The organism is Micromonospora sp. NPDC004704 (assembly GCF_053601675.1).
Map to the genome: position 1 here is coordinate 87,893 of NZ_JBSGCD010000003.1, position 22,561 is coordinate 110,453.

The window sequence follows — 22,561 nt, forward strand, 5'->3', positions numbered from 1 at the left end:
CCTGCCGTACTAGTGGTCGGCGCAGCAGGGGGTCGGGTCGGGCATCTCGAACGGAACCAGGATGCCCCCGCGCGCCGGCTGCGTGGTCAGCACCAGTTCACCGTGCTGCCACAGCGGACGGACGAAGTCCCGGGTGTGTACCCGCGTCTCCTCCTGCGCCGGGGAACCGCCGAGCACGGCCACCCGGTCGATCGCGCTCCAGGCGAGCAGTTCGCCGACGGTGATGGTGCCGACCAGCCGCTCCACCCCGGCGAAGTACACCGCCCGACCGGATCGGCGGGTGGCGTGCTCGGCCGCCGCCGCGGTGGCCGCGTCCCGGAGTTCGACCGGCACCGCCGGCAATGTCGCCGACTCCATGCCCGTACCGCTCAGGCTCAGCGCCACATGCGGGTACGGCTCCCGCATGAGGTGCGTACAGGCGGTCAGGTCCGGCAGGCTGAGCGGCAGCACGACGTCGCGCAGCCACTGCTCCGCCTCCGGGTCGTTGCGGTGACCGAGGCTGATGCCCCGGTGACCGAGGCTGACGCCCAGGTAGGTCACTTGGTCAGGACCCAGATCGGGTTGCCGTAGAACCACAGGTCGGCCCACGGGTCGGCGTCGCCGACGACGTCCATCGCCGGTCCGTGCGGGTCCACCGAGGCACCCATCAGACCGGTCGCGCTGCGGTTGCCGTCGGTGCCCCGGACGCGCAGGTAGAACGGCTCGTTCACCCGGCCGAAGTTGTAGCTGAACGACACCCGGCCACTGCTCTTGGCGCTGACCTCGAACGACTTGACCACCCGGGTACGCGGGGCGGTGAAGGTGTCGCCGTCGCGTACCGGACCGGTGACCGCGCCGGCGACCACGTCGACCCGGGCCAGCTTCGCCACGAACTGCGACCAGTTCGGGGTGGTCGCCAGGTCGATGTCGATGGTGACCTCGACCTGCTCGCCCCGGCGTACCCGCAGCGTGCCGCCGAGCGGTGTGCCGGAGTCGCGGTGGCGGTCACCGGCGACCCGGGCCCGTACGTCGAGGCCCTTGATCAGGCCGCCGTGGTCGACCCAGACCCGGCCGGCCCGCAGGCCGTCCATCACCGCGCGGTAGCTGTCCGAGCTGGCACCGACGTGGGTCCGGCTGTAGAAGCCCGGCCAGTAGTCGCCGGCCGCGGTGAGCAGCGGACCGCGTACGGGGTCGGCGTGCTTGCCGTCGACGTCGAAGTTGCTGTTCGGACCACGCTGCGACGTGTCCAGGTAGTTGACGTGCGAGTCGGAGTTCGCGCTGATCCACCAGGGCTTGCCCTCGGCGAGCAGGCTGTCCCAGAGGCCGCCGACGGTGGAGGTCATCCAGTCGAAGCCGCCCCAGGTGCGGTAGCTCTCCAGCGGGTAGCCGGGGAACGACTCGGCGCCCGGGCTGCTCTCGTAGTAGCCGCGGCCCCGGCCGGTGCCACCCGGGATGCCGGCTGCCTGGTGACCGGGGGCGCCCTCCATCCCGATCGCCACGGTCGGGTCGGCGTCGCGCCAGCCCCGGATCTCGTGCGGCGAGTCCACGCCACGGCGGGCCGGGTGGTTGGCGAGGAAGAGCGCGCCGTCGACCCGGCGCTTGCGTACGGCCTCGCCGAGGAACTTCACGCCGGCGATGGCGAGCGCCTCGTTGGCCGCACCCGGGCCGGAGGTGCCGGTGACCGAGCCGTCGAACCCGTTCTCGAACTCCTTGAGTACAGCGACCTCGTTGCGCCCGGGGTGGACAAAAACGGTGCCGTGCTCGGCGGCCGGGATGTTCCACTCCATGCCCTGAAAGATCAGCAGCTCCTTGAGCTGGGCGCGGGCCGCCACGATCTCCGGGTTGACCTTGTCGACGCCGATCTTGGCGTGTGCGACGCTGCCGTGGTCGGTGATGACCATCCAGTCCAGCCCGTACGCCTGCGCGTGCCGCGCCTGGTCGATGACCCGGTACTGGGCGTCCGAGCTGTACTGGGTGTGGATGTGGTGGTCGCCGGCGAGCCACTGGAAGCCGCCGGTGCGCTCCCGGTCGTCGTTGGAGTCGGATCCGTGCGCGTGCGCCAGTTCGGGCGTGGCCAGTACGGTCGCGGCGGCGGCACCGGCGCCGAGCAGACCGGCGTTGCGGAGGAAACCGCGCCGGGACAGTTCCGACGGCGACAGCTCGCTGTCCGGTACGGCCAGGTCGAGCGCCGGCGTCAGGTCCACATTGTGCTCGTGGCCGTGGTCGTGACTATGGCCGTGGTCGTGGCCGTGATGAGAGTGATCGTGACCCATGGAGACTCCGTTTCGGGCGGTATGTGGCGCCAATCTCGCGAAGCCCGGGGAACGGAAGGTGTACTGATCGCGGCATGGGTGCGAACATGCGGCTGCGAGCATGCGTGGCCGGCCACATCGTCACTGCTCGGGGCGGGGGGTCACGCTGGGTGCGTGCCGGGAACCCCTGCGCGCGTTGCCGGCGCCGCGCTCGGCCCGGTCCCGCCGGCCGGGGCGGGTGGTTGTCCCAGGGCTCGGGCGATGGCCGGGACGTCCTGGTATTCGCGCCAGAGCACGACCTGCCCGCCCCGGACCCGCAGTACGGCGATGAAGTTGGCGGCGGCGCGCTGGTGGGTGGTGGTGACCGTGCCGACCAGTTCGTACTCGACGACGATCGTCTCCGGGTCCGTCGTTTCGTGGATCACCACGTTGCGGCACTCCTCGAACCGTGCCGGCAGGGATGCCCGCCCGGCCTCGGTGAAGGCCCGGCACGCGTCCCGCCCCTCGACCCGTCGCGGTCGGCCGGGTGCCGCGAAGGGCATCTCGATCACGGCGTCCTCGGCCAGGTCGTTGCCGAAGGTGCTGACGGTGTCGGCCAGCCAGCGTTCCCGCATCCGGGCAAAGATCTCGTGTGGCCCGGCAAGCGCGTGGATGCTGTTCGATCCGGTCATGAGCTTCTCCTGGGCCGGGGGAGTAATGTGAGTCGAGGCTCGACTTAGGACCGAAAATAATGAGTCGTCACTCATCTTGTCAAGGATCGAGGAAGATCGACCATGATGGCGCCACCCCCGCCGCTTCCGGGCAGCGACACCGACAACCCCAGGCCGCTGCGGGCCGATGCCCGGCGCAACCGGACCCGCATCCTCGACGCGGCCGAGGCGGTCTTCTCCGAGCAGGGCACGACCGCCTCGACCGAGGAGGTCGCCAGCCGGGCCGGAGTGGCGATCGGCACGGTGTTCCGGCACTTCCCGACCAAGATCGACCTGCTCCGCGCGATCATGAAGGAGCTGCTGCAACGGCTCACCGACGACGTGCGGTCGCTCAACAGCGACGGCGACCCCGGCACCGGCCTGTTCACCTTCTTCACCCGGATGGTCGCCGAGTCGGCGGCAAAGAGGACCGTGGTCCAACTCCTGGCGGACGCGGGAATCGGCGTCGATCTCGGCGACTCGGTCCGAGCCCTCCAGGAGGCGGTCGGCGCCCTGCTGACCCGCGCCCAGCAGGCCGGCACGGTACGGGCCGACGTACGACTCGACGAGGTGATGGCCCTGCTGGTCAGCACGTGTCAGGGGGCGCTCCACGCCGGCTGGGACGCCGACCTGCAACGCCGTACGCTCGCGGTCGTCTTCGCCGGACTCCGTCCGGCCGTGGCGGGTACGGCGAGCCACCCCTGAAAGGCCCACCCGCTCCACCGGTGGGCGAAAGTGGCGTTTCCGGCGTGGGCGGTGGCCGTTGCGGGCTACGGTGCGCGGGTGCCACCGGGATCAACCGAGGAGGTGGGGTCATGGGCACCCGTCAGGTCGTACGGACCGAGTACCAGGCCCGTCGGCTCGCCATTGCGGTGGACGCGCCCTTCGACGACTTCCGGCGGCGGTACGAGGAGGCCGTACCGGTGTTCGACCCCGCGACGTTCAAGCCCCTGTACGACCGGAAGGCGGACTGGTCGGAGTGGGTCGAGGTGACGCACCGGGCCGCGCCGCACGACTTCCTCCGCTACTGGCAGATCGACGCGCAGCCGATGATGGGGGTAGCGGGTGACGCGGCGGACTGCGCGCAGTACCTGATGGGCAACCACACGGTCGCCGAGCGGATGTTCCGGCACGACCCGACCGTGTTCCTGTACGTGCCGCTGCCGGTCAACATCAGCGACGACGGCAGCACCGGCACCTGGTTCTCGATCGACCAGCCGAGCCGGAACCTGGCCTCGTACGGCCGCCCGGCGATCACCTCGGTCGGCGTCGAGCTGGACCACAAGGTCGGGCGCCTGCTGGAATTCCTGGGTGTGTCCGTACCGCCGGACCTGCTGCCCTGACCGCGCCCGGCGCGGTCCGGGTCGGCCGATGTCAGCTCGCGGCGGGCGACGGGGCGGGGCTGAGCACCTTGCAGGCGTCCAGGGCTGCGCTGACCTTCGGGTCGGTGCTGTTCAGGTCGGGGGCGAGGGTCACGCCGTGGTCGGTGAGGCAGTTCGCGTACGCGCCACCGGGTGCCGCAGCGCCACCGGGACGGGCGCCCTGACCCCGGCCGGTGCCGCCGGTGGGCAGGGTGGAGGCGCACGCCTGCTGCGCCTTCTGCCAGGTCGCGTCGTCCACACCGGAGGGTCGCAACCCACCGAACCCGCCACCGGGTCCCCGGTTGCCGCCCGGCCAGCCGGACGAACCCGGCGACGGCTGGCCGGACGGACGCCCGGAGGGGAAGCGGGACGGCCGTCCGGACGGAAAGCCGGACGGTCGACCGGAGCCGTCGGGCCGGGGTCGCGCGGACGGCCGCCCGCCGGGCAGGTTGTCAGGTACGTCGATCCCCTGTTGCTTGAGGCAACCGACGTACGCGGCGAAGGCGTCGGGTCGACCACTCGACGCCGGTGCCGCCGTACCCTGACCGCTGGTGTCGGCACCGCCGCAGGCCGTCGCGAGAATCAGGGCCGCCGACCCCGCCGCCGCGGTCAACGTCCAGCGCGCCCGCCAGCTCAACACCGCCACCGGTACCTCCCTCTGGGTTGACGCCACCGGGACGGAGAGGGTGAGAGGGGCCCCGGGGCGCGTCCACAGACAACCGGCACCACCTCCGGACCAGATAGGACCAAGCTCGACGCCGGCTGGGAATCGCGCCGCGCGAACCGTCGGTTACTGCCTCCCGGCCCGGGAGCGGTCGCTTCGGGGACTCTCAGGCAATTCCGAGGTACGGCCGAGTCAGCCCCGAGCCGGGGCGATGACACTCGCCGGTCATGGGGATCGGCCTGAGTGCGTCGGGGCGTGCCGGACGTGGCCGGCGGGTGTGGTGGCTTTCCGGTGTCGTGGCCGTCGTGCTCGTACTGTCCGGCTCGGTGGCGGCGTACGCGTTGACCGGCGACGACGGCGAGCCGTCCCGCCCGGCGGCGACCGCCCGGGTGGACCGGGGCGACGTCACGCTCGCCATCGCCACCACCGGTGCGCTGCGACCGGCACAGACCCGCAGTCTCGGCTTCACCGGCGCCGGTACGGTCACCGAGGTCAAGGTGCGCGCGGGTGACCAGGTGACCGCCGGCCAGTTGCTCGCCCGGATCGATCCCGCCGTCGCCCAACAGCGCGTCGACTCCGCCCGGGACGCGCTCACCGAGGCACGGACCGCACTCGACGCCGCCGAGCAGCGACAGTCCACCCCACCCACCACCTGCGGCCCCGCGACCGGCACGGGCAACGGCGGCACGGGCGGCGGCGCGGGGGAGCCGACGCCGAGCGGATCCGTCACGCCGAACGGGTCCGCCACACCCACCACCTCCACCCATCCCGGCTCGCCGATGCCGAGCCCGGCCGCCCCGTCGGGACGGGTTTCGACGCCGACGGGGACCGGGCAGAGCGCGGGCCAGCCCTCGGGCGGCGCGCGGGACTGCACCGGCCGGAGCGGTTCCGCGTCGACGGGCGGCCCGGACCCCGTACTCCGGGCACAGCAGCAGGTGACCAACGCCCAACTGAACCTGGACACCGCCTCGGACGCGCTGGCCGGCACCAGCATCACCGCACCGATCGCCGGCAAGGTCCTCTCCGTCGCCGGTGGCGTCGGCGCGGTGGTCGGCGGCGGCACCACCTTCATCACCCTGGGCGACGTGGCCGGGATGGAGGTCGGGGCGAGTTTCCCCGAGGCGGACGCCGGGCGGCTGGCCGTCGGTCTGGCCGCCACCGTGACCCTGGCGAACCGGCCCGGTGAGGAGTTCCCAGCCAGAGTGACCCAGGTCGACCCGGTCGGCACCGCAGACGGGCAACTCGTCCGGTACGGCGCCCTGATCAGCTTCGACCGGGTGCCCGCCGACGCGCTGGTCGGGCAGAGCGCGAACGCCCGGGTGACGATCGAGTCGGTGCCGGGGGTGCTGCGGGTGCCCGCCACCGCCGTCCACCTCACCGGGACCGACGGGACCGGCGGCGGGCCGGCGACCGGGGAGGTGCGGCTCCGGACCCCGGCCGGCGGCACCGAGACCCGCCGGGTGACCGTCGGCGTACGGGGTGACCAGTACGCCGAGATCACCGACGGCCTCGCCGAAGGGGACGAAGTCGTACTCGGCTGGTGATTCCCCAGCCCATCGTGACCCGGCTCCCAGGTCGCTCCCAGCGGGCTCGGCTAAAGATGACCCGGAGTTCGAGGGGGAGGAGGTCGACGGGTGCGCCCATCGGCAGGAGAGTCGGCCCGGCGGTCGACCAGGGTGCTCGTGGTGGACGACGAGCCGAACATCTGCGCGTTGCTGTCGGCGACCCTGCGGCTGATCGATTTCGAGGTCCGGATCGCGTACGGCGGGCACGAGGCGTTGACCGCCGCCGCCGAGTTCGAGCCGGACCTGGTCGTACTCGACGTGATGATGCCGGACCTGGACGGCTTCCAGGTGGCGCGGCGGTTGCGTACGGCGGCCGACGGCCGGGGCGTGCCGGTGCTGTTCCTGACCGCGCGGGACGCGGTGGAGGACCGGATCTCCGGGCTGACCGTCGGCGCCGACGACTACGTCACCAAGCCGTTCAGCCTGGAGGAGGTCGTGCTGCGGATCCGGGCCATCCTGCGGCGCAGCCGGGTCGAACCCGAGTCGGGCGTGATCCACTACGCCGATCTGGAGCTGAACGAGGACGCGCACGAGGTACGCCGCGCCGGCCGGTTGGTGGACCTGTCGCCGACCGAGTTCAACCTGCTGCGGTACCTCATGGTCAACGCCGGCCGGGTGGTCAGCAAGGCGCAGATCCTGGACCGGGTCTGGAGTTACGACTTCGGCGGCGACGGCCGGATCGTCGAGTCGTACGTCTACTACCTGCGCAAGAAGATCGACCGGTGGGACCCGCCGCTGATCCAGACGGTACGGGGCGTGGGGTATGCGCTCCGGCTGCCTCGACCGGCCGGCGAATGACCGCCCGGCCCGGCCAGCCCGGCGCTCCCGCCCCTCCGGGTGGGACCGCCGTACCCGGCTGGCCGCCCCCGCCACCGCCCGACTGGACGGCGGCACCCCCGGTCGGGCGGTGGCGGCGGCGACTGGCCCGGGTACGCAGGTGGAGCCACTGGACCCTGCGCGCACGGCTGGTGGTGGTGATCGCCGTACTGACCGCGATCGCGTTGATCGTGGCGAACGCGGCCGGGCTGGTGCTGCTGCGGTCGTACCTCACCGACCGGGTGGACGAGCAGCTCGCCCGGTCGATCCGCCCGTACGTCGCGGGTATGGTCCCGGACTTCGGACCCGGAGCGGCCCGCGGCGGCCGACCCGCTCCCGCCGGTGGCCCCGGCCAGGCCGTGGTGATCTACGACCCGGGCGGGCGGGTGCTGGTCGCCGTCCTGTCCCACGACGAACTCTCCCCGCCCGACCTGACCGGCCTCACCGACCTGGCCGAGCGCGGTGAGCCGTTCACGGTCGACTCGGCGGACTCGCACAGCACCTGGCGGGTGCTGGCCGCGCCGACCGCGAACGGCGGGCTGGCCGTGGTGGCCTCCTCGCTGCGCGACGTCGACGCCACCGCGGACGGCCTGTTGCTGATCGACGGGGCGGTGATGCTGCTGGTGCTGCTCGTGCTCGGCCTGGTCGCCGCCCTGGTGGTACGGATCGGGTTGCGCCCGCTGACCCGGATGGAACGCATCTCCAGCGAGATCACCGCCGGCAACCTGGCCCGGCGGGTGGAGGACGCCGACCCGCACACCGAGTCGGGGCGGCTGGGCATCGCGCTCAACGTCATGCTCGACCGGATCGGCGCCGAGATGGCCGCCCGTACGGTCTCCGAGCAGCGGTTGCGGCAGTTCGTCGCGGACGCCTCGCACGAGTTGCGTACGCCCCTCACCTCGATCCGCGGCTTCGCCGAGCTGTACCGGCGCGGTGGTGCCCCACCCGGACCGGTGCTGGACGAGACCATGGGCCGGATCGAGAACGAGGCGGCCCGGATGGGGCTCCTGGTCGAGGACCTCCTGCAACTGGCCCGCATGGACCTGAGCCGGCCGATGCGACGGGCACCGGTGGACCTGTTGGCGATCGCCGCCGACACCATCCGGGACGCACATGCCCGCCGCCCCGACCGCCCGGTCCGGCTGGTCCCGCTCGGCGGTGGTCCGGCGCCGGTGCCCGGCGGCGGCCCCGATCCGTCCGGCGGTGGGCTGGAGCCGGTGACCGTGCTCGGCGACGAGCACCAGTTGCGCCAGGTGGCGGCGAACCTGGTCACGAACGCGTTGCAACACACCCCGTCGACCGCTGAGATCACCGTCCGGGTCGGCCGCTGGTCCGCCCCCGCCGATCCGGCCCTGCCCGGCGCCGGCGCCGGGTACGCCGTGCTGGAGGTCGCCGACACCGGTCCGGGTGTGCCGCCCGAGCACGCCGGACGGATCTTCGAGCGGCTCTACCGGGTCGACCAGAGCCGTACCCGTACTCCCGGTGTCGGTTCCGGGTTGGGGCTGGCCATCGTGGCCGCGATCGTCCAGGCCCACGGCGGCCGGGTCGACCTGGTCGGCGCGACCGGTGTCGGCGCGACCTTCCGGGTGGTGTTGCCGACCATGATGGACCCCACCCCGGTCGACCCCGTCGAACAGGGCACCACCACTCGCGACGGTGCCCCGCCGTCCGGGGACGCCGGTGGTTCCCAGCTTGCTCCGAGCTGACGCCGGGGCTGTTCCGAGCCGGACGATCCAGGCTGGCCCGCATGCCGGTGCGACGTCTGGTCTCGCTACGCCGCCCGTCGGTGCTCGTCAACGCCGTACTCGGCCTGGCGATCATCGGCGGCGGCGTCTGGATCTACACCTCCTTCGTCAAGCCCGAGTCGAGTTCGGCGGCGACCGGTGCTGCCACCCGTACGATCCCGGTGGGGCAGGGCACGGTGACCGCCACCGTGTCGGCGGCCGGTACGTTGCGCAGCGCCGCCACCGCGAGCGCCACCTTCGGCACCGGCGGTACGGTCAGCGAGATCCGGGTCAAGGTCGGTGACCTGGTCACCCAGGGGACCGTGCTGGCCAAGGTGAACCCGACCGCCGCGAACCGGCAGCTCACCGCCGCACAGGCCAATCTGGACGCGGCCAGGGCGGCCCAGGACCGCGCCGAGGCGGCCGGTACCGACACCACCGACGCCCGGAGCCAGGTCACCACCGCCCAGTTGGCCGTCGACACCGCCCGGGACGCGGTCGACGGCACGACACTGAAGGCGCCGATGGCCGGGACCGTGGTGGCCGTCAACGGCAGCGTCGGCAGCTCCACCGGCGGGTCCGGGTCCAGCTCGTCCGGTTCCGGGTCGAGCGGTTCGGGATCGTCGTCGGGGGGATCGTCCTCCGGCAGCGGCTCCTCCGGCGGTGGCTCGGCGTCCGGTGGCTCCGCGTCGGGTGGTTCGACCAGCGGGTTCATCCAGCTCGCCGACCTGGGCAAGCTGGAGGTGTCCGCCTCGGTCGCCGAGGCCGACGCGACCAAGCTCAAGGCCGGCCAGCCGGCCACCATCACCTGGAACGCGCTCGCCGGTGCGACGGCGACCGGCACCCTGTCCTCGATCGACCCGAACGCCACCACCAGCAACAACGTGGTCACCTACGGGGTGGTGTTCGGGGTGTCGCAGCTCCCGCCCGGCGCCCGCCCCGGCCAGACCGTCCAGGCGACGGTGACGGTCGGGCAGGTGGAGAACACCGTCTACGTCAACTCGGCGGCGCTCACCACCGTCGGCAACCGGCACACCGTCACCGTGCTGGAGGACGGGCAGCCGGTGACCCGTCCGGTCGAGGTCGGGCTGACCGGCGACCAGACCGTACAGGTGACGTCCGGGTTGCAGGTCGGTGAGCTGGTCGTACTCCGGACCACCAGCACCGGGACGACCGGGACCACCGGTGGCGGCCGACCGGGCGGCGGGCTCACCGGTGGTGGCGGTTTTCCCGGCGGCGGCGGCTTCCCCCGGGGTGCCGGGGCCGCGGGAGGCGGGCGATGACCGCGCCGGACCGCGTGGTGCTCGACGTCCGCCGGCTGACCAAGCGGTACGGCGAGGGCGAGGCGACCGTGCACGCCCTGCGCGGGGTGTCGCTGGTCGTCGGTGCGGGTGACTACCTGGCCATCATGGGCTCGTCGGGTTCGGGCAAGTCGACGCTGATGAACATCCTCGGCTGTCTGGACGTCCCCACCACCGGGCAGTACCTGCTGGACGGGGTGGACGTGAGCCGGCTCAACGACCGGCAGCTCGCCCTGGTCCGCAACCGGCGGATCGGCTTCGTCTTCCAGGCGTTCAACCTGATCGCCCGTACCAGCGCGGTCGCCAACGTGGAACTGCCGCTCGCGTACGCCGGGGTCAGGGCGAACGAGCGGCGTCGGCGGGCGCTGGCCGCGCTGGACCTGGTGGGGCTGGCTGACCGGGCCGGACACGAGCCGAACCAGCTCTCCGGAGGTCAGCAGCAGCGGGTCGCGGTGGCCCGTGCGCTGGTCACCGAACCGGCGCTGATCCTGGCCGACGAGCCGACCGGCAACCTGGACAGCCGGTCGACGGCGGACGTACTGGCCATCTTCGACCGGTTGAACGCGGCCGGTCGGACCATCGTGATGATCACGCACGAGCCGGAGGTGGGCGACCGGGCCAAGCGCCTGATCCGGCTCTTCGACGGGGAGATCGCCAGCGACCAGCGCCAGGACGTTCCGGGCGCCGGTACCGATACCGGTGCCGGCGTTGACGGCGGGTCGGAGCGGGCGACCGTACGGCTGGAGCGGATCGGATGAGCTTCTTCGAGATCCTGCGGTTCGCCGTACGCGGGATCACCGTGAACAAGCTCCGCTCGGCGCTGACCATGCTCGGCGTACTGATCGGGGTCGGTGCGGTGATCCTGCTCGTCGCGGTCGGCAACGGCTCGGCGAAACAGATCACCGACCGGATCGCCGCGCTGGGCAGCAACACCCTCACCGTGCAGAGCACCGCGCGGGGCGGCAGCAGCAGCGACGCGATCACCGTACCGACCGCGTTGGCGCTGAAGGACCCGGTCCTGGCGCCGGACGTGCGTTCGGTCTCCCCGGTGGTGAGCGCCTCGGCGACCATCACCTACCAGGGCGCCGACCACCAGGTGTCGCAGTTCGTCGGCACGTACCCGAGTTATCTCGGTGCGTCGAACACCTCGGTCGCGACCGGTGCCGCGTTCAGCGACTCGGACCTCGCCCAGGGTCGGCGGGTGGTCCTGATCGGACAGACCGTCGCGGCCGAACTGTTCCCCGGTACGGACCCGCTCGGCGCGCAGGTGACCGTCGGCGGTGCGCTCTACACGGTGGTCGGCGTACTGGCGGAGAAGGGTTCCGCCACCGGTTTCCAGGACGCCAACGACGTGGCGATCGCGCCGCTGACCGCGGTCCAGCAGACGTTGACCGGTTACGGCGCGGTCAACTCGGTGCTCGTCGAGGCCACCGGACCGGATCGGGTGGACGACGCCCAGGCACAGATCGCCACCATCCTCGACCAGCGACTCAAGGTCGCACCGGCGGCGGGTGGGGCGGTCGCGGGTGGTGCGGTCGCTCGGGGTGGTGCCGCCGCCGGGCGGGCGCAGGGTACGCCGTACCGGATCCAGAATGCGGCCCAGTTGCTCCAGACCCAGACCGAGACCGCGGACACCTTCACCGTACTGCTCGGTGCGGTGGCCGGGATCAGCCTGCTCGTCGGCGGGATCGGCATCACCAACATCATGCTGGTCACGGTGACCGAGCGGACCCGCGAGATCGGCATCCGCAAAGCCCTCGGTGCGCCCCGCCGGGTGATCCTCACCCAGTTCCTCGCCGAGGCGACCATGCTCAGCCTGGTTGGCGGGGGACTGGGGGTGCTGGCGGCACTGGCCGGCAGCCATTTCACCATCGTCGGCGTCAAGCCGGTGGTCGTACCCAGCTCGATCGCCCTGGCGCTGGGCGTATCGGTCGCGATCGGGCTCTTCTTCGGCAGCGTGCCGGCCAGCCGGGCCGCCGGTCTGCGGCCCATCGACGCCCTCCGCTACGAGTGAGCCACGAGTGATTCCGGGGAAGCAGCGATGAGCAGAGCAGTGCGATGGGGTCGCCGTTCGCCGGGTGCGCCCGGAGTCCATCGGGACGACGCGGCGGACGCCCCGACCGTCGTCGGCCCGCCCCTCGTGGTCGCCGATACGCCCACCCCGCCGACCGGGGCGGGCCATGACGACGACGGGGACCTCGCCGTCGAGTTGGCGGCCGTGGCCGGTCGCCGCTGGTGGAACCGGGCAACCCTCTACCTCGGGGCGGCGGTGCTGCTGATCGGCGGTTTCCTGGGCGGGGTGCAGGTGCAGAAGTCGTACGGCGATCCGCCCGGCACCGGTCCCTCGGCCGCCACCGGCCGGGGTGCCCAGCGCGGCGCCGGTGGTTTCGCCGGCTTCCCCGGCGGCGCCGGCCGACCGGGCGGCACCGCCACCGGCGTCCCCGACGCCGACGGCGGTACGGCACAGACCACCACCGGCACGGTGAAGCTGGTCGACGGCACCACCGTGTACGTCCAGACCGCCGACGGCACCGTGATCACGGTCCGGACCGGCACCGACACCGCCGTGGCGGTCGCCAGGGCCGGTTCACTCAAGGACCTCAAGGCCGGTGACACGGTCACCGTCGACGGACCCAACTCCGCCGGTACGGTCACCGCCACGAAGGTCACGGCCCAGTCGAAGTGACCGGTTGTCCGAGGATGGTGCGGAGCCTCTCGGCCGCGTAACCCTCGCGCCATCGTCCCGTCGGGTGGCGGCGCCGGCGGCCGTGCTTACCGACACCGGCGGCCGGGGCTGGGCGTTACCGGCCGGCGGTGATGATCAGCCGAGCAAGGGTTGGAACGTACCGAGCAGGATGCTGACCGTCAGCGCCGCCCCGGCCAGCACGGCGGCACCGGCCACCAGCGCGGTGTCGGCGACGGTGAACCGCTGCCGCCGGGCGACCGTACGCGGGGTGCCGCCGTCGAACCCTCGGGCGTCCATCGCGGTGGCGAGCCGGGTGCCGCGCCGGATCGCCCCGACGAGCAGGGCGAACGCGGTGGCGCCGAAGAGGCGCAGCCGGGCGATCGGGTTACGTCCGGCGTCCACGCCCCGGGCCCGCCGGGCCATGCCCAGCAGTTGCCACTCGGTGGCGAGCAGGGGCAGCATCCGGAACGCGGCCAGCGCGCCGAGCGCGAACCGGGATGACACCCTCGCGTTCTGGATCAGCGCGTCGGCCAGGTCGGTCGGGTCGGTGGTGGCGAAGACCAGCACGCCGGGCAGCGCCACCGCGAGTACCCGCAGGACCAGGCCCAGGGCGGAGGTGAGCACACCGGTGGTGACCGTGATCGGGCCGGCGTCGAGCAGCACCGCCCCGGTACGGTCGGCGGCGAACAGCACCATGGTGAGCACGATGCCCAGCGAACCGATCAGCAGTGGCCAGGCTCGGTGGGCCAGGGTGCCGTAGCCGAGGCCGAACAGGGGCAGCACGGCCAGCTCGATGGCGATCGCGACGGCGGGCGCGACCGGGTCGATCGTGGCGACCAGGGTGAACGAGAACACCAGCGCGGCAGCGAGCTTCGCCACCGGATTGCGCCGAGCCAGCGGCGCCGTCGCCCTCCCCACCGGCCCAGTGCTGATCACGCCGCAACTCCCCGGTTCACGCGGGCTTCTACCCGGTTCACGCCGCGACTCCCCGGTTCACGCCGTCGGGGACCGGGTCGGGCGCGGGGTCGTCCCGGCCGGAGAGGGTCACGGTCCGGTCGGCGATCGCGGTGACGAAGTCGGCGTCGTGGGTGACGGTGACCATGCCGTGCCCGGCGTCGCGCAGGTCGGCGAGCAGGTCGACCAGCTCGATCCAGGTACGTCGGTCCTGGCCGAAGGTCGGCTCGTCGAGTACGAGCAGCCGGGGCGCGGTGGCCAGGGCGGTCGCCACGCTCAGCCGCCGCGCCTCACCACCGGAGAGGGTGTACGGGTTCGCCCCGGCGAGCCGGTCCAGCCGGAGCCGGACGAGCAGATCGTCCACTGTGGAGCGTACGACGGGTTCCGGGAGTCCGGTCCGGCGTGGCCCGAGGGCCAGTTCGTCGAAGACCGTACCGGCGAGGAACTGGTGTTCGGGGTCTTGGAAGACCGAGCCGATCCGGCGTACCAGGGACTTGGCCCGCCAGCGGTGCGGTGGCGTACCGGCGTCGGTTCCGGCCAGGGCGGAGGTGGCCTCGAGTCGACCGGTCGCCGGTTTCATCAGCCCGCCGAGTTGCAGGGCCAGGGTGGTCTTGCCGACCCCGTTGTGCCCGAGTACGGCAACCGCCTCGCCCGCCCGTACGGTCAGATCGGTCGGGGCCAGCCGGGGTGGTAGGCCGAGCCGGTCGGCGGTGAGCAACAGGTCGCCGGCGGCGGTGGTCGCCGGTCGGGCCCGCACCGACCGGCCGGGTACCCAGACCCCGGCGTCGGCGAGGGCGTCCCCGTGCGCGGCGAAGACCTCGTCCGGGCTGCCGTCGGCGCGGATGCCGCCGCCCGGCTCCAGGACCACGACCCGGTCGACCAGGGGGAGTGCCTCCGCGACCCGGTGTTCGACCAGGATCAGGGTGGTGTCGCGGTCCACTGCGGCGGCGATCGCTGCCCTGACCAGGGCGGCGCCGGCCGGGTCGAGGTTGGCGGTGGGTTCGTCGAGCAGGAGCAGCCGGGGCCGGAGCGCGAGTACGCCGGCCAGGGCGAGCCGTTGCTGCTCGCCGCCGGAGAGGGCGGCGGTGGAGCGGTCCCGTCCGTAGGGGAAGCCGACCCGGTGCATCGCCTCGTCGACCCGGTTCCAGATCTCGCCGGCCGGCACGCCCCGGTTCTCCAGCCCGAACGCGACGTCGTCGCCGGCCCGTGCCATCACGAGCTGGCTCTCCGGGTCCTGGAACAGGATGCCGACCCGGTCCCGGACCGTACGCGGATCGGCTCCGTCGACCTCGATCAGCCCCGCCTGCTCCCCGGAGTCCTCGGCGAGCAGCCCCGCGAGCGCGGCCAGCAACGTGCTCTTCCCCGCCCCCGAACCCCCCAGCAACAACACCCGCTCCCCAACCGCAACCCGCAGATCAACCCCCCGTACCGCCCACCCCTTCCGCCCCGCATGCCTCCACCCAAACCCCCCAACAACCACCCCACCCACCCCACTCACCCCTCCCTCTAGCCGTTGATCATGAAGTTAGATACCTCAGAACAAGATCGAATCGTCGCTAACTTCATGATCAACGCCGAAGGGGCCCGGCGGGCCGGGTGGGGGTTAGACCGTGGGGCGGGTGCGGCCGGCGGGGAAGCGGTCCAGGGCGCCGGTGTTGGCTAGGGCTCGGGTTAGGGCGATGCTGCCTAGGCCGGCCACTACCAGGGAGCTTGCGGTGGTTAGGGCCAGGTAGGGGAGGCGGAAGCTGTCCCAGGCGGTGCCGGGGTACCAGACGAAGATGTCGTAGATGGCGGCGGCGAGACCGGCCAGGGCGGCGGCCAGCAGGGTCACCGGCAGCCGGTAGATCCGGTACGCGAACACGGCGAAGGCCAGCTCCGCGGCGGCGGCCTCGATCGGGCCCTGGACCACCAGCGTCCAACCCCAGCTCGTGCCCAGGGCCACCGAGACCAGGGCGGCCAGGGTCAGGGTGTAGAGGGCCGCACCCGGCTTGCGGATCACCAGTGCGCCGAGGACGGCCGGCACCAGCCACACCCCGTAGATCACGGCGCGACCGGGCAGCGGAATGGCGTCGGCCGGACCGTTCCAGAGCAGGCCCCAGGCCCAGAAGATGACGCCGAACGCCACCCCGAGGGTCGAGGCGATGACGATGTCGAGCGTCCGCCAGCGGTTGTTCATGATGTTGGCTCCCAGTTCTCGAAAGTGAACCAGGAGAAGTCGCACGCCTCGGCCCGGCGTCGTGCCGGACTCCGGCGCGGCCGGAGCATGACCGAACTCCCTGCGCTGGCATTACCCAGATCAGGTTCGAGGGTCTGCGGATGTCATCCCGCACTCTCAGCGCTGTGCGCTCCCCTGTCGGATGTGAAGTTGTTTCGGGGACGCTAGCACCGACCGGCGGCGCGGCACAGCGCCGTATCGATCGGGTGTGGTGGTGGACACCGGGGCTCGGGTTAGGGTGAGCTGCCCCCGGACCCGGCCGAGCGAGGAGAGCAGAGACGCCGTGACCGCCTCCGACCGCGCGACCGAACGCCGCGCCGGGCCGGGCGACGAGATCGACTGGACGATCCCGCCCACCACCGGCACCGTCGACAGCGCCGCGCCCGGTTCGACCACCGGTCCCGCCCGCGCCCACACCACCCCCGGCGGTACGCCCGCAGCAGGCGACCCACCACCCCGGCAACGGCTGTTCGGCGACCGGATCGGGTCGGTGGAGGTGCTCGCCGGGCTCCTCATCCTGCTGGTCGTCTTCCGTGGCCCGATCGCCGACGCGATCTCCGGCCCACGACTGCAGACCTGGACCACGGTTTTCGTCTCGGTGATGGTGCAGGCGGTGCCGTTCCTCGTCTTCGGGGTGGTCCTCAGCGCGGTGATCGCGGTTTTTGTGCCCCGTTCCTTCTGGGCGAAGGCGTTGCCGAAACATCCGGCGCTGGCCGTACCGGTGGCGAGCTGTGCGGGAGTGATCCTGCCCGGTTGCGAGTGCGGCGCGGTCCCGATCGCCGGGTCGCTGATCCGCCGGGGCGTCACCCCGGCCGCCGCGCTGGCGTTCCTGCTCGCCGCCCCGGCGATCAACCCGATCGTGCTCACCGCCACCGCGGTCGCCTTCCCGCAGAACCCGGAGATGGTGGTCGGCCGGGGCGTCGCCAGCCTGATCGTGGCGATGCTGATGGGTTGGCTCTGGCTGCGGCTGGGCCGGGCCGACTGGATCCGGCTGCCGCACCGCCCCGACCTGGACGGACTGTCGAAGGGGCGGGCGTTCTTCTCGGCCGTACGGCACGACGTGGTGCACGCGGGCGGCTTCCTGGTGCTCGGTGCGATGGCGGCGGCCTGCATCAACGTGCTGGTGCCGGAGCGTTGGTTGCAGACCCTGGCCGACAACCCGGTCCTGTCGGTGCTGGCGCTGGCGGTCCTCGCGGTGCTGCTGTCGATCTGCTCGGAGGCGGACGCGTTCGTGGCCGCGTCGCTGTCCCAGTTCTCGCTCACCGCCAGGCTGACGTTCCTGGTCGTCGGGCCGATGGTCGACCTCAAGCTGATCTCGATGCAGGCCGGTGTCTTCGGGCGGCGGTTCGCGTTCCGGTTCGCCCCGGCGACGTTCGCGGTCGCCGTACTGGTGGCGGTGGGAGTGGGAGCGGTGGTGCTCTGATGAACCGACAGGCACAGGCGGTGGTGTTGCTGCTGCTCGGCGGGGCGGTGCTCAAGGCCAGCCTCACCGACATGTACCTGCGTTACGTGAAGGAGGGGCTGCAACCCTTCCTGATCGGGTCTGCGATCCTGCTGATCGCGGTGGCGGTGATGACCCTGGTCCACGACCTGCGCCCGGCCCGGCGTACGTCCGGGGCGGCGGTGGAGGGGTCGGCCGAGGAGGACCACGACCACGGGCACGACCACGGGCACGGGGGCAAGGGCCACCACGAGCCGCGGGTCGGTTGGCTGCTCATCCTGCCCGTGCTCGGCCTGCTCCTGGTCGCCCCACCGGCCCTGGGCTCGTACGCGGCCGGTCAGGCCGGGACCGCCCTCGGCAGTCAGCCGCTGTCGGACTATCCGCCGCTGCCCGAGGGTGACCCGGTCCGGATCGGGGTGCTCGACTATGCCTCCCGGGCCATCTTCGACAAGGGTGTCTCGCTCGGCGACCGGCGGGTGCAGCTCACCGGTTTCGTCGCCACCGGAGCCAACGGCGAACCGATCCTGGCCCGCATGATCCTGTCCTGCTGTGCTGCCGACGGTCGGCCGATCAAGCTCGGCCTGGCCGGCGACCCGCCGACCGGCCTGGCCCCGGACACCTGGGTCGACGTGGTCGGCCGCTACTCCGACCGGATCGCCAAGGACCCGGTCAACGAAGAGGAGATCCCGTACCTCGAGGTGGAGTCGTGGCGCCAGGTCGACCCACCGAAGCAACCGTACGAGTGAAGCGAGGCCGGTCGGGGTGAGTTGCCCGGCTCGACGGTTAGTTCCCCGGCCAGTGGGCACTGCCATGGGATCGGCACGCGCGGGCGTGACCGGGACCGTGGAAGGGAACAGCATGCCAGGCACACCAGAGGGTTCGTTCGGCCTCGACACGGCCGCACACGTCGGGATCTCCGTCTCCGACCTCGACCGCTCGGTCGCCTTCTACCGGGCGTTGACCGGGTTGGAGCCGGCGGTCGACAACGAGAGCATGAAGGGTCAGGGCTTCGCGCACGCGCAGGGGCTGCCCGTGTCGAAGCTGCGCTACGCCACCTTCCACCTGAGCAATCTCGGCATCGACCTGATCGAGTTCGAGGATCCCATCGGTGCTCCCGGCCAGTCCGCCGCCAACCGGCCGGGATCGATGCATCTCTGCTTCCAGGTGGACGACCTCCGGTCGGTCCACACCCGGATGCGCGAGGCCGGGTACGACTTCCTCGGTGAGCCGTACACCTTCGCCGCCGACGAGGTGACCCCGCCGGACGCGGTCGGCACCCGGGTCGCGTACTTCAACGATCCCGACGGGACCAACCTCGAACTGATCGAGCCCAGGGGCGGGTTCGCCGGCCCGAGCTGACCGGGGACCACCGTCGGGTTAGGCCGAAGTCAGGGCCCAGATCTCGACGTCGTGGCGTACGCCGTTGTGCGGGAACGCCTGGCGGAGCACACCTTCGCGGGTCATGCCCAGCCGTCGGGCCGCCGCGATGCTGCGGTTGTTGTCGGGGACCGTGCGCCATTCCACCCTGGACAGACCGCGTACGCCGAGCGCCCAGTCGATCAGGTGCCGGGCGGCCAGGGTGACCAGCCCCCGGCCCTGCGCCTGCGGGGCGAGCCAGACCCCGATCTCGCAGACCCCGGCACGGGGGTCGAAGACCCGGAACAGGACCCCGCCGACGAGTGCGCCGTCGAGCCGGATGCCGAAGATCCGGCCCCCGTCGGCGGCCTGGGAGTCGGCGTAGCGCTGGAGGAACCGCCGGGCCGATTCGGTGTCGGTGATGGTCACGGCCCAGGGCAGCCACGGGGCCAGGTGCGCCCGGTGTTGTTCGACGTACCCGGCGAACTCGGCCGCCTGCCAGGGTTCGAGCGGTCGGAGGTCGGCGCCGGGGGCGAGGGGATGACCGAGCATCGGGGCTCCAGACTGAGAATGTACGTACCAAACGTTTGTTACGTACTATAGGGCGTTGGCCGTACCGGTGGGGAGGGCGCGATGCCCGCGAAGGGTGACCATGACGCGAGGCGGCGGGACGTCTCCGACGCGGTCTGGGGCGTGCTCGCCGAGCACGGTTTCGGTGGCCTGACCATGCGTGCCGTCGCCGCCCGGATGGGCGCCTCGACCGGCCTGGTCAGCCACTATTTTCCCAGCAAGAAGGCGTTGCTGCGGCACGCTCTGGACCTGGCCGAGGAACGCACCGCCGCCCGCCCCCGGCAGGTCGCCACCGGGCCGGGGCTGGCGGCGCTGCGGGCCGCCCTGCTGGACGTGCTCCCGGTGACCCCCGAGTTGACGGCGGGGAGCCGGGCCTGGGTCAGTTTCTGGGACGCGGCACTGGCCGACCCGGCGCTCGGCGCCAGTCAGACCGCCCGGTACGACCGTTGGCGGACCCGGCTGCGCACACACGTCGAAGCCGCCCGTGACCTCGGGGAACTGCCGGCCGCGACCGATCCGGACCAGGTGGTGGTGATCGCCGCCGCCTTCGCCCACGGGCTCGTCGTGCAGGCACTGTTCGACCAGGCGCAGTTCCCGCCCGCCCGGCAGGTCGACCTCCTCGACCGTTTCCTCGGCACCCTCGGGCACCCGGCACCACCCGCTGATCCGCCCGTGACCGGATAACGGCAGGCGGGCAGGTTCCGGATTTTTCCGGGGTCGGCTCAACCTTTGGTGCCCGGTGCGAGTCGTGATGGGTGACCGACCGAGCGGAGGCCCATGTCGGAAGACGACGAGCAGTTCCGGGAGTTCGTCGACGCGCGTTATCTGGATCTGCTGCGCGTGGCGTACCACCTGACCGGGTCGGCGGAGGATGCCGAGGATCTGGTGCAGTCGGCGCTGGTGAAGGTGATGCGGCGCTGGCACCGGATCGACGAGCCGATGGCGTACCTGCGGCGAATGATGATCAACCAGCACATCAGTAGCTGGCGGCGGCACCGGGTGCACGAGGTGCTGACGGCGTTCCTGCCGGACCGGCCCGTACGCGACCTGACGGAGGCGGTGGCGGACCGGCACGCCCTGCACGAGGCGATGCGCGAGCTGGGCCCCCGTACCCGTGCGGTGATCGTGCTGCGGTACGTGGCCGACCTGCCGGAGGCGGAGGTCGCGGCGACCCTGGGCTGCTCCGTCGGCTCGGTCAAGAGCCTCGCGTCGAGGGGCCTGGCCCGGCTGCGCGTGGCACTGGCAACCCCCGTCGGCGGTGGTGACGGTGGTCGCGGGCGGCCCCTGGATCACGACGAGCACGGGGGTGGGGCGATGACGGTGGACGAGCGACTGCGGGTGGCGCGATGACGGTGGACGAGCAACTGCGGGTGGCGCTGGACGATCTGAGTCACACGCTCCGGCCGCAGCCGGATCCGTACGGCCGGGTCCGCGCCCGGTACCGGCGGTCCCTGCGGCGGCGGGCGGTCGGCCTGGTGACCGCCGTGGTGGTCACCCTGACCGGTGGCGCGCTGGCTGTCGCCGGACCGGTGGGTACGGCGCACCGGCCACCGGTGGTCGAACCCGCCGACCCGGGCGACGCCTTCCAGCGGGTCCTGGCGTGGGGCGACAAGCTGCTCCGGTCGCCGCCGCGCGGGGCGGTGGGGCAGGACCGGACCTATGTCGACGCCCTCGCCGGCATCCTGCTCGCGGCCCAGCGCCGGGGTGAGTTCGACCGGCTGACCGTTCCGGTGCACAACGTGAAGGTACTTTTCGCCGACGACGTCGGCGGGCGGCGGATCGCACTCGCCGCGTTCGTCCGAGAGAAGCCCGACCCCGACACCGGGTGGCCGTACGCGTCGGTGTGGCTGGCCGCCGACGAGGGCGCCGGCCCGACCGAGCTGGGGCTCAGTGCGGTGGTACGGGATCTGTCCGACGGGCTCGAACCCTATGAGAGCGTGGCCACCGCCCCGCTCAGGCCCGGCACCCAGGCCGAGGGGGTGCACGTGGCGATCGTCCCGGACGGATGCGTTTTCGCCACCGCCCCGGTGACCGACCTGGATCGGTGGACGGTCGAGCCGACCGGCTCATACCTGGTCCGGACACCGCTCACGGCGCGGGCCGAGTGGTGGCGGGTGACCTGCGACGGGGTGGTCCGGCTACTGCGTCCCGGTCCGGGTTCGCTCGCCCCGGAGCGGCTCGGCGAGGAGGAGGTGACACGGTCTCTGTCCCGGGCGCGTGGGATGGTCGACCCGGATCGCGCCCCTGTGCTCGCGTACATGGCGGCCCAGTCGTGGGGGTACCGGGCGACCGCGCTGCCCGAGGTGGTCTGGGGTGGACGGATCAGCGGGTCCGCTCCGGCAGGCCAGTCCTCGATCGGGCCCGGTGGCACCCCGGGCGCGGCCTCCACACCCCCGGGCGGAGTGAACCGATCTCTCGACGGGCGGGCGACGGTGGTGGCCGCCCCGGCTCAGGGTGGCGGCTGGCTGGGACGGCTGGACGTCGACTACGACCGACCGGCTCCGGACCGGGTGATCGGCACCGGGGTGCTGTTCGACTCGCGTACGGACCCGGCTGATCCGGGCGGTGTGCTCGCCGTACCGCTGGACGAGGAGGGGCGGGCGCTGCTGGTGGTGACCCCCGCTGCGGCCGTCACCGTACGGGTACTGCGCGACGGGCGGGAGGTGGTTCGGGGACAGGTCGTCTCCTCGGGCGCGGTGCTGGCGGTTCCGTACCCCGCTTCCACCGGACCGGTGGTGGAGGCGCTCGACGCGGCCGGTGTGGTGCTGGCGACCGGTACGCCCGCGACGTTCGGCAATGACCAGGGAAACCGTGAGGTGGATGCCTGGGACGAGGAGTGAGCCGCCGTCCCGGTCGTCGGTGACCCTCGGCGACGAGATTGCGGCCTCCATTGCCATCCACAAAGGACAGAATCAACTGGCACAACCATAGCAATAGCTGATGATCGATCTCTATGGGTTTGTCGGCGGAATCTCCTGTCGCTTTGAC

At 72.2% G+C, this 22,561-nt stretch carries 23 protein-coding genes and 1 riboswitch; of the genes, 15 read left to right on the forward strand and 8 right to left on the reverse strand.

The window, feature by feature from the left end; all coding sequences use genetic code 11:
* Positions 1-9: 9 nt before the first annotated feature.
* The 3 genes from ACWEFB_RS04695 to ACWEFB_RS04705 form a co-directional block, all read right to left on the reverse strand.
* Positions 10-540: a hypothetical protein gene (locus ACWEFB_RS04695; protein WP_452282239.1), complete on the reverse strand. Its 531-nt coding sequence runs from the start codon at positions 538-540 to the stop codon at positions 10-12.
* Positions 537-2,183 (reverse strand): PHP domain-containing protein, encoded by a 1,647-nt coding sequence (locus ACWEFB_RS04700; protein ID WP_452282241.1) that lies wholly within the window; start codon positions 2,181-2,183, stop codon positions 537-539. Before ACWEFB_RS04700 ends, ACWEFB_RS04695 begins: the two co-directional genes overlap by 4 nt.
* Positions 2,184-2,392: 209 nt before the next feature.
* Positions 2,393-2,902 (reverse strand): nuclear transport factor 2 family protein, encoded by a 510-nt coding sequence (locus ACWEFB_RS04705; RefSeq protein WP_452282243.1) that lies wholly within the window; start codon positions 2,900-2,902, stop codon positions 2,393-2,395.
* A gap of 102 nt (positions 2,903-3,004) precedes the next feature.
* On the opposite strand from ACWEFB_RS04705, the gene ACWEFB_RS04710 reads away from it, so the two are divergent.
* Positions 3,005-3,625: a TetR/AcrR family transcriptional regulator gene (locus ACWEFB_RS04710; protein WP_452282245.1), complete on the forward strand. Its 621-nt coding sequence runs from the start codon at positions 3,005-3,007 to the stop codon at positions 3,623-3,625.
* A 110-nt stretch (positions 3,626-3,735) separates the two neighbouring features.
* Positions 3,736-4,263, forward strand: a complete 528-nt coding sequence (locus tag ACWEFB_RS04715; protein ID WP_452282247.1) for a hypothetical protein — start codon at positions 3,736-3,738, stop codon at positions 4,261-4,263.
* Between the two features lie 31 nt (positions 4,264-4,294).
* Here ACWEFB_RS04715 and ACWEFB_RS04720 read toward each other — a convergent pair whose 3' ends face one another.
* Positions 4,295-4,927 carry a hypothetical protein gene (locus tag ACWEFB_RS04720; protein WP_452282249.1) on the reverse strand — a complete coding sequence of 211 codons (633 nt, stop codon included), beginning with the start codon at positions 4,925-4,927 and terminating at the stop codon, positions 4,295-4,297.
* Between the two features lie 245 nt (positions 4,928-5,172).
* Between ACWEFB_RS04720 and ACWEFB_RS04725 the strand changes: the two genes are divergently transcribed.
* The 7 genes from ACWEFB_RS04725 to ACWEFB_RS04755 all read left to right on the forward strand — a co-directional run bounded on the left by ACWEFB_RS04725 (position 5,173) and on the right by ACWEFB_RS04755 (position 13,037).
* A complete protein-coding gene (locus tag ACWEFB_RS04725) occupies positions 5,173-6,489 on the forward strand; it encodes an efflux RND transporter periplasmic adaptor subunit (protein WP_452282251.1) in 1,317 nt (438 codons plus the stop codon).
* A gap of 90 nt (positions 6,490-6,579) precedes the next feature.
* Positions 6,580-7,308, forward strand: coding sequence for a response regulator transcription factor (locus ACWEFB_RS04730; protein WP_452282253.1), 729 nt, complete (start codon positions 6,580-6,582; stop codon positions 7,306-7,308).
* A complete protein-coding gene (locus ACWEFB_RS04735; protein WP_452282255.1) occupies positions 7,305-9,032 on the forward strand; it encodes a sensor histidine kinase in 1,728 nt (575 codons plus the stop codon). The genes ACWEFB_RS04730 and ACWEFB_RS04735 overlap by 4 nt, the downstream gene beginning before the upstream one ends.
* A 41-nt stretch (positions 9,033-9,073) precedes the next feature.
* Entirely contained in the window at positions 9,074-10,333 is a 1,260-nt protein-coding gene (locus ACWEFB_RS04740) for an efflux RND transporter periplasmic adaptor subunit (RefSeq protein ID WP_452282257.1), read from the forward strand.
* Positions 10,330-11,109: an ABC transporter ATP-binding protein gene (locus tag ACWEFB_RS04745; protein WP_452282259.1), complete on the forward strand. Its 780-nt coding sequence runs from the start codon at positions 10,330-10,332 to the stop codon at positions 11,107-11,109. Before ACWEFB_RS04740 ends, ACWEFB_RS04745 begins: the two co-directional genes overlap by 4 nt.
* Positions 11,106-12,365, forward strand: a complete 1,260-nt coding sequence (locus tag ACWEFB_RS04750; RefSeq protein WP_452282261.1) for an ABC transporter permease — start codon at positions 11,106-11,108, stop codon at positions 12,363-12,365. The genes ACWEFB_RS04745 and ACWEFB_RS04750 overlap by 4 nt, the downstream gene beginning before the upstream one ends.
* Positions 12,366-12,392: 27 nt before the next feature.
* Complete coding sequence (locus ACWEFB_RS04755) at positions 12,393-13,037, forward strand: hypothetical protein (RefSeq protein ID WP_452282262.1); 645 nt, start codon at positions 12,393-12,395, stop codon at positions 13,035-13,037.
* Between the two features lie 135 nt (positions 13,038-13,172).
* Here the strand turns inward: ACWEFB_RS04755 and ACWEFB_RS04760 are convergent, their stop codons facing one another.
* From ACWEFB_RS04760 to ACWEFB_RS04770, 3 genes are all read right to left on the reverse strand, one after another.
* A complete protein-coding gene (locus tag ACWEFB_RS04760; protein WP_452282264.1) occupies positions 13,173-13,973 on the reverse strand; it encodes an energy-coupling factor transporter transmembrane component T family protein in 801 nt (266 codons plus the stop codon).
* A 37-nt stretch (positions 13,974-14,010) separates the two neighbouring features.
* Positions 14,011-15,480, reverse strand: coding sequence for an ABC transporter ATP-binding protein (locus ACWEFB_RS04765; RefSeq protein ID WP_452282266.1), 1,470 nt, complete (start codon positions 15,478-15,480; stop codon positions 14,011-14,013).
* Positions 15,481-15,594: 114 nt separating this feature from the next.
* On the reverse strand, positions 15,595-16,167 hold the full coding sequence (locus tag ACWEFB_RS04770; RefSeq protein ID WP_452282268.1) for an ECF transporter S component: 573 nt from the start codon (positions 16,165-16,167) through the stop codon (positions 15,595-15,597).
* A 79-nt stretch (positions 16,168-16,246) separates the two neighbouring features.
* A riboswitch (TPP riboswitch) is annotated at positions 16,247-16,353 on the reverse strand.
* A 319-nt stretch (positions 16,354-16,672) separates the two neighbouring features.
* Here ACWEFB_RS04770 and ACWEFB_RS04775 point away from each other — a divergent pair.
* From ACWEFB_RS04775 to ACWEFB_RS04785, 3 genes are all read left to right on the forward strand, one after another.
* Complete coding sequence (locus tag ACWEFB_RS04775; protein WP_452282774.1) at positions 16,673-17,629, forward strand: permease; 957 nt, start codon at positions 16,673-16,675, stop codon at positions 17,627-17,629.
* Positions 17,629-18,393: a TIGR03943 family putative permease subunit gene (locus tag ACWEFB_RS04780; protein ID WP_452282270.1), complete on the forward strand. Its 765-nt coding sequence runs from the start codon at positions 17,629-17,631 to the stop codon at positions 18,391-18,393. Before ACWEFB_RS04775 ends, ACWEFB_RS04780 begins: the two co-directional genes overlap by 1 nt.
* 112 nt (positions 18,394-18,505) lie before the next feature.
* Positions 18,506-19,006 (forward strand): VOC family protein, encoded by a 501-nt coding sequence (locus ACWEFB_RS04785; protein ID WP_452282272.1) that lies wholly within the window; start codon positions 18,506-18,508, stop codon positions 19,004-19,006.
* 18 nt (positions 19,007-19,024) lie between these two features.
* On the opposite strand, the gene ACWEFB_RS04790 is transcribed toward ACWEFB_RS04785, so the two are convergent.
* Entirely contained in the window at positions 19,025-19,555 is a 531-nt protein-coding gene (locus ACWEFB_RS04790; RefSeq protein WP_452282274.1) for a GNAT family N-acetyltransferase, read from the reverse strand.
* An 81-nt stretch (positions 19,556-19,636) separates the two neighbouring features.
* On the opposite strand from ACWEFB_RS04790, the gene ACWEFB_RS04795 reads away from it, so the two are divergent.
* From ACWEFB_RS04795 to ACWEFB_RS04805, 3 genes are all read left to right on the forward strand, one after another.
* Positions 19,637-20,257 carry a TetR/AcrR family transcriptional regulator gene (locus tag ACWEFB_RS04795; RefSeq protein ID WP_452282276.1) on the forward strand — a complete coding sequence of 207 codons (621 nt, stop codon included), beginning with the start codon at positions 19,637-19,639 and terminating at the stop codon, positions 20,255-20,257.
* Between the two features lie 93 nt (positions 20,258-20,350).
* Positions 20,351-20,923: a SigE family RNA polymerase sigma factor gene (locus ACWEFB_RS04800; protein ID WP_452282278.1), complete on the forward strand. Its 573-nt coding sequence runs from the start codon at positions 20,351-20,353 to the stop codon at positions 20,921-20,923.
* The gene (locus ACWEFB_RS04805; protein WP_452282280.1) at positions 20,920-22,413 is read left to right on the forward strand and encodes a hypothetical protein; all 1,494 of its coding nucleotides are present in this window, start codon (positions 20,920-20,922) and stop codon (positions 22,411-22,413) included. Before ACWEFB_RS04800 ends, ACWEFB_RS04805 begins: the two co-directional genes overlap by 4 nt.
* Positions 22,414-22,561 lie beyond the last annotated feature (148 nt).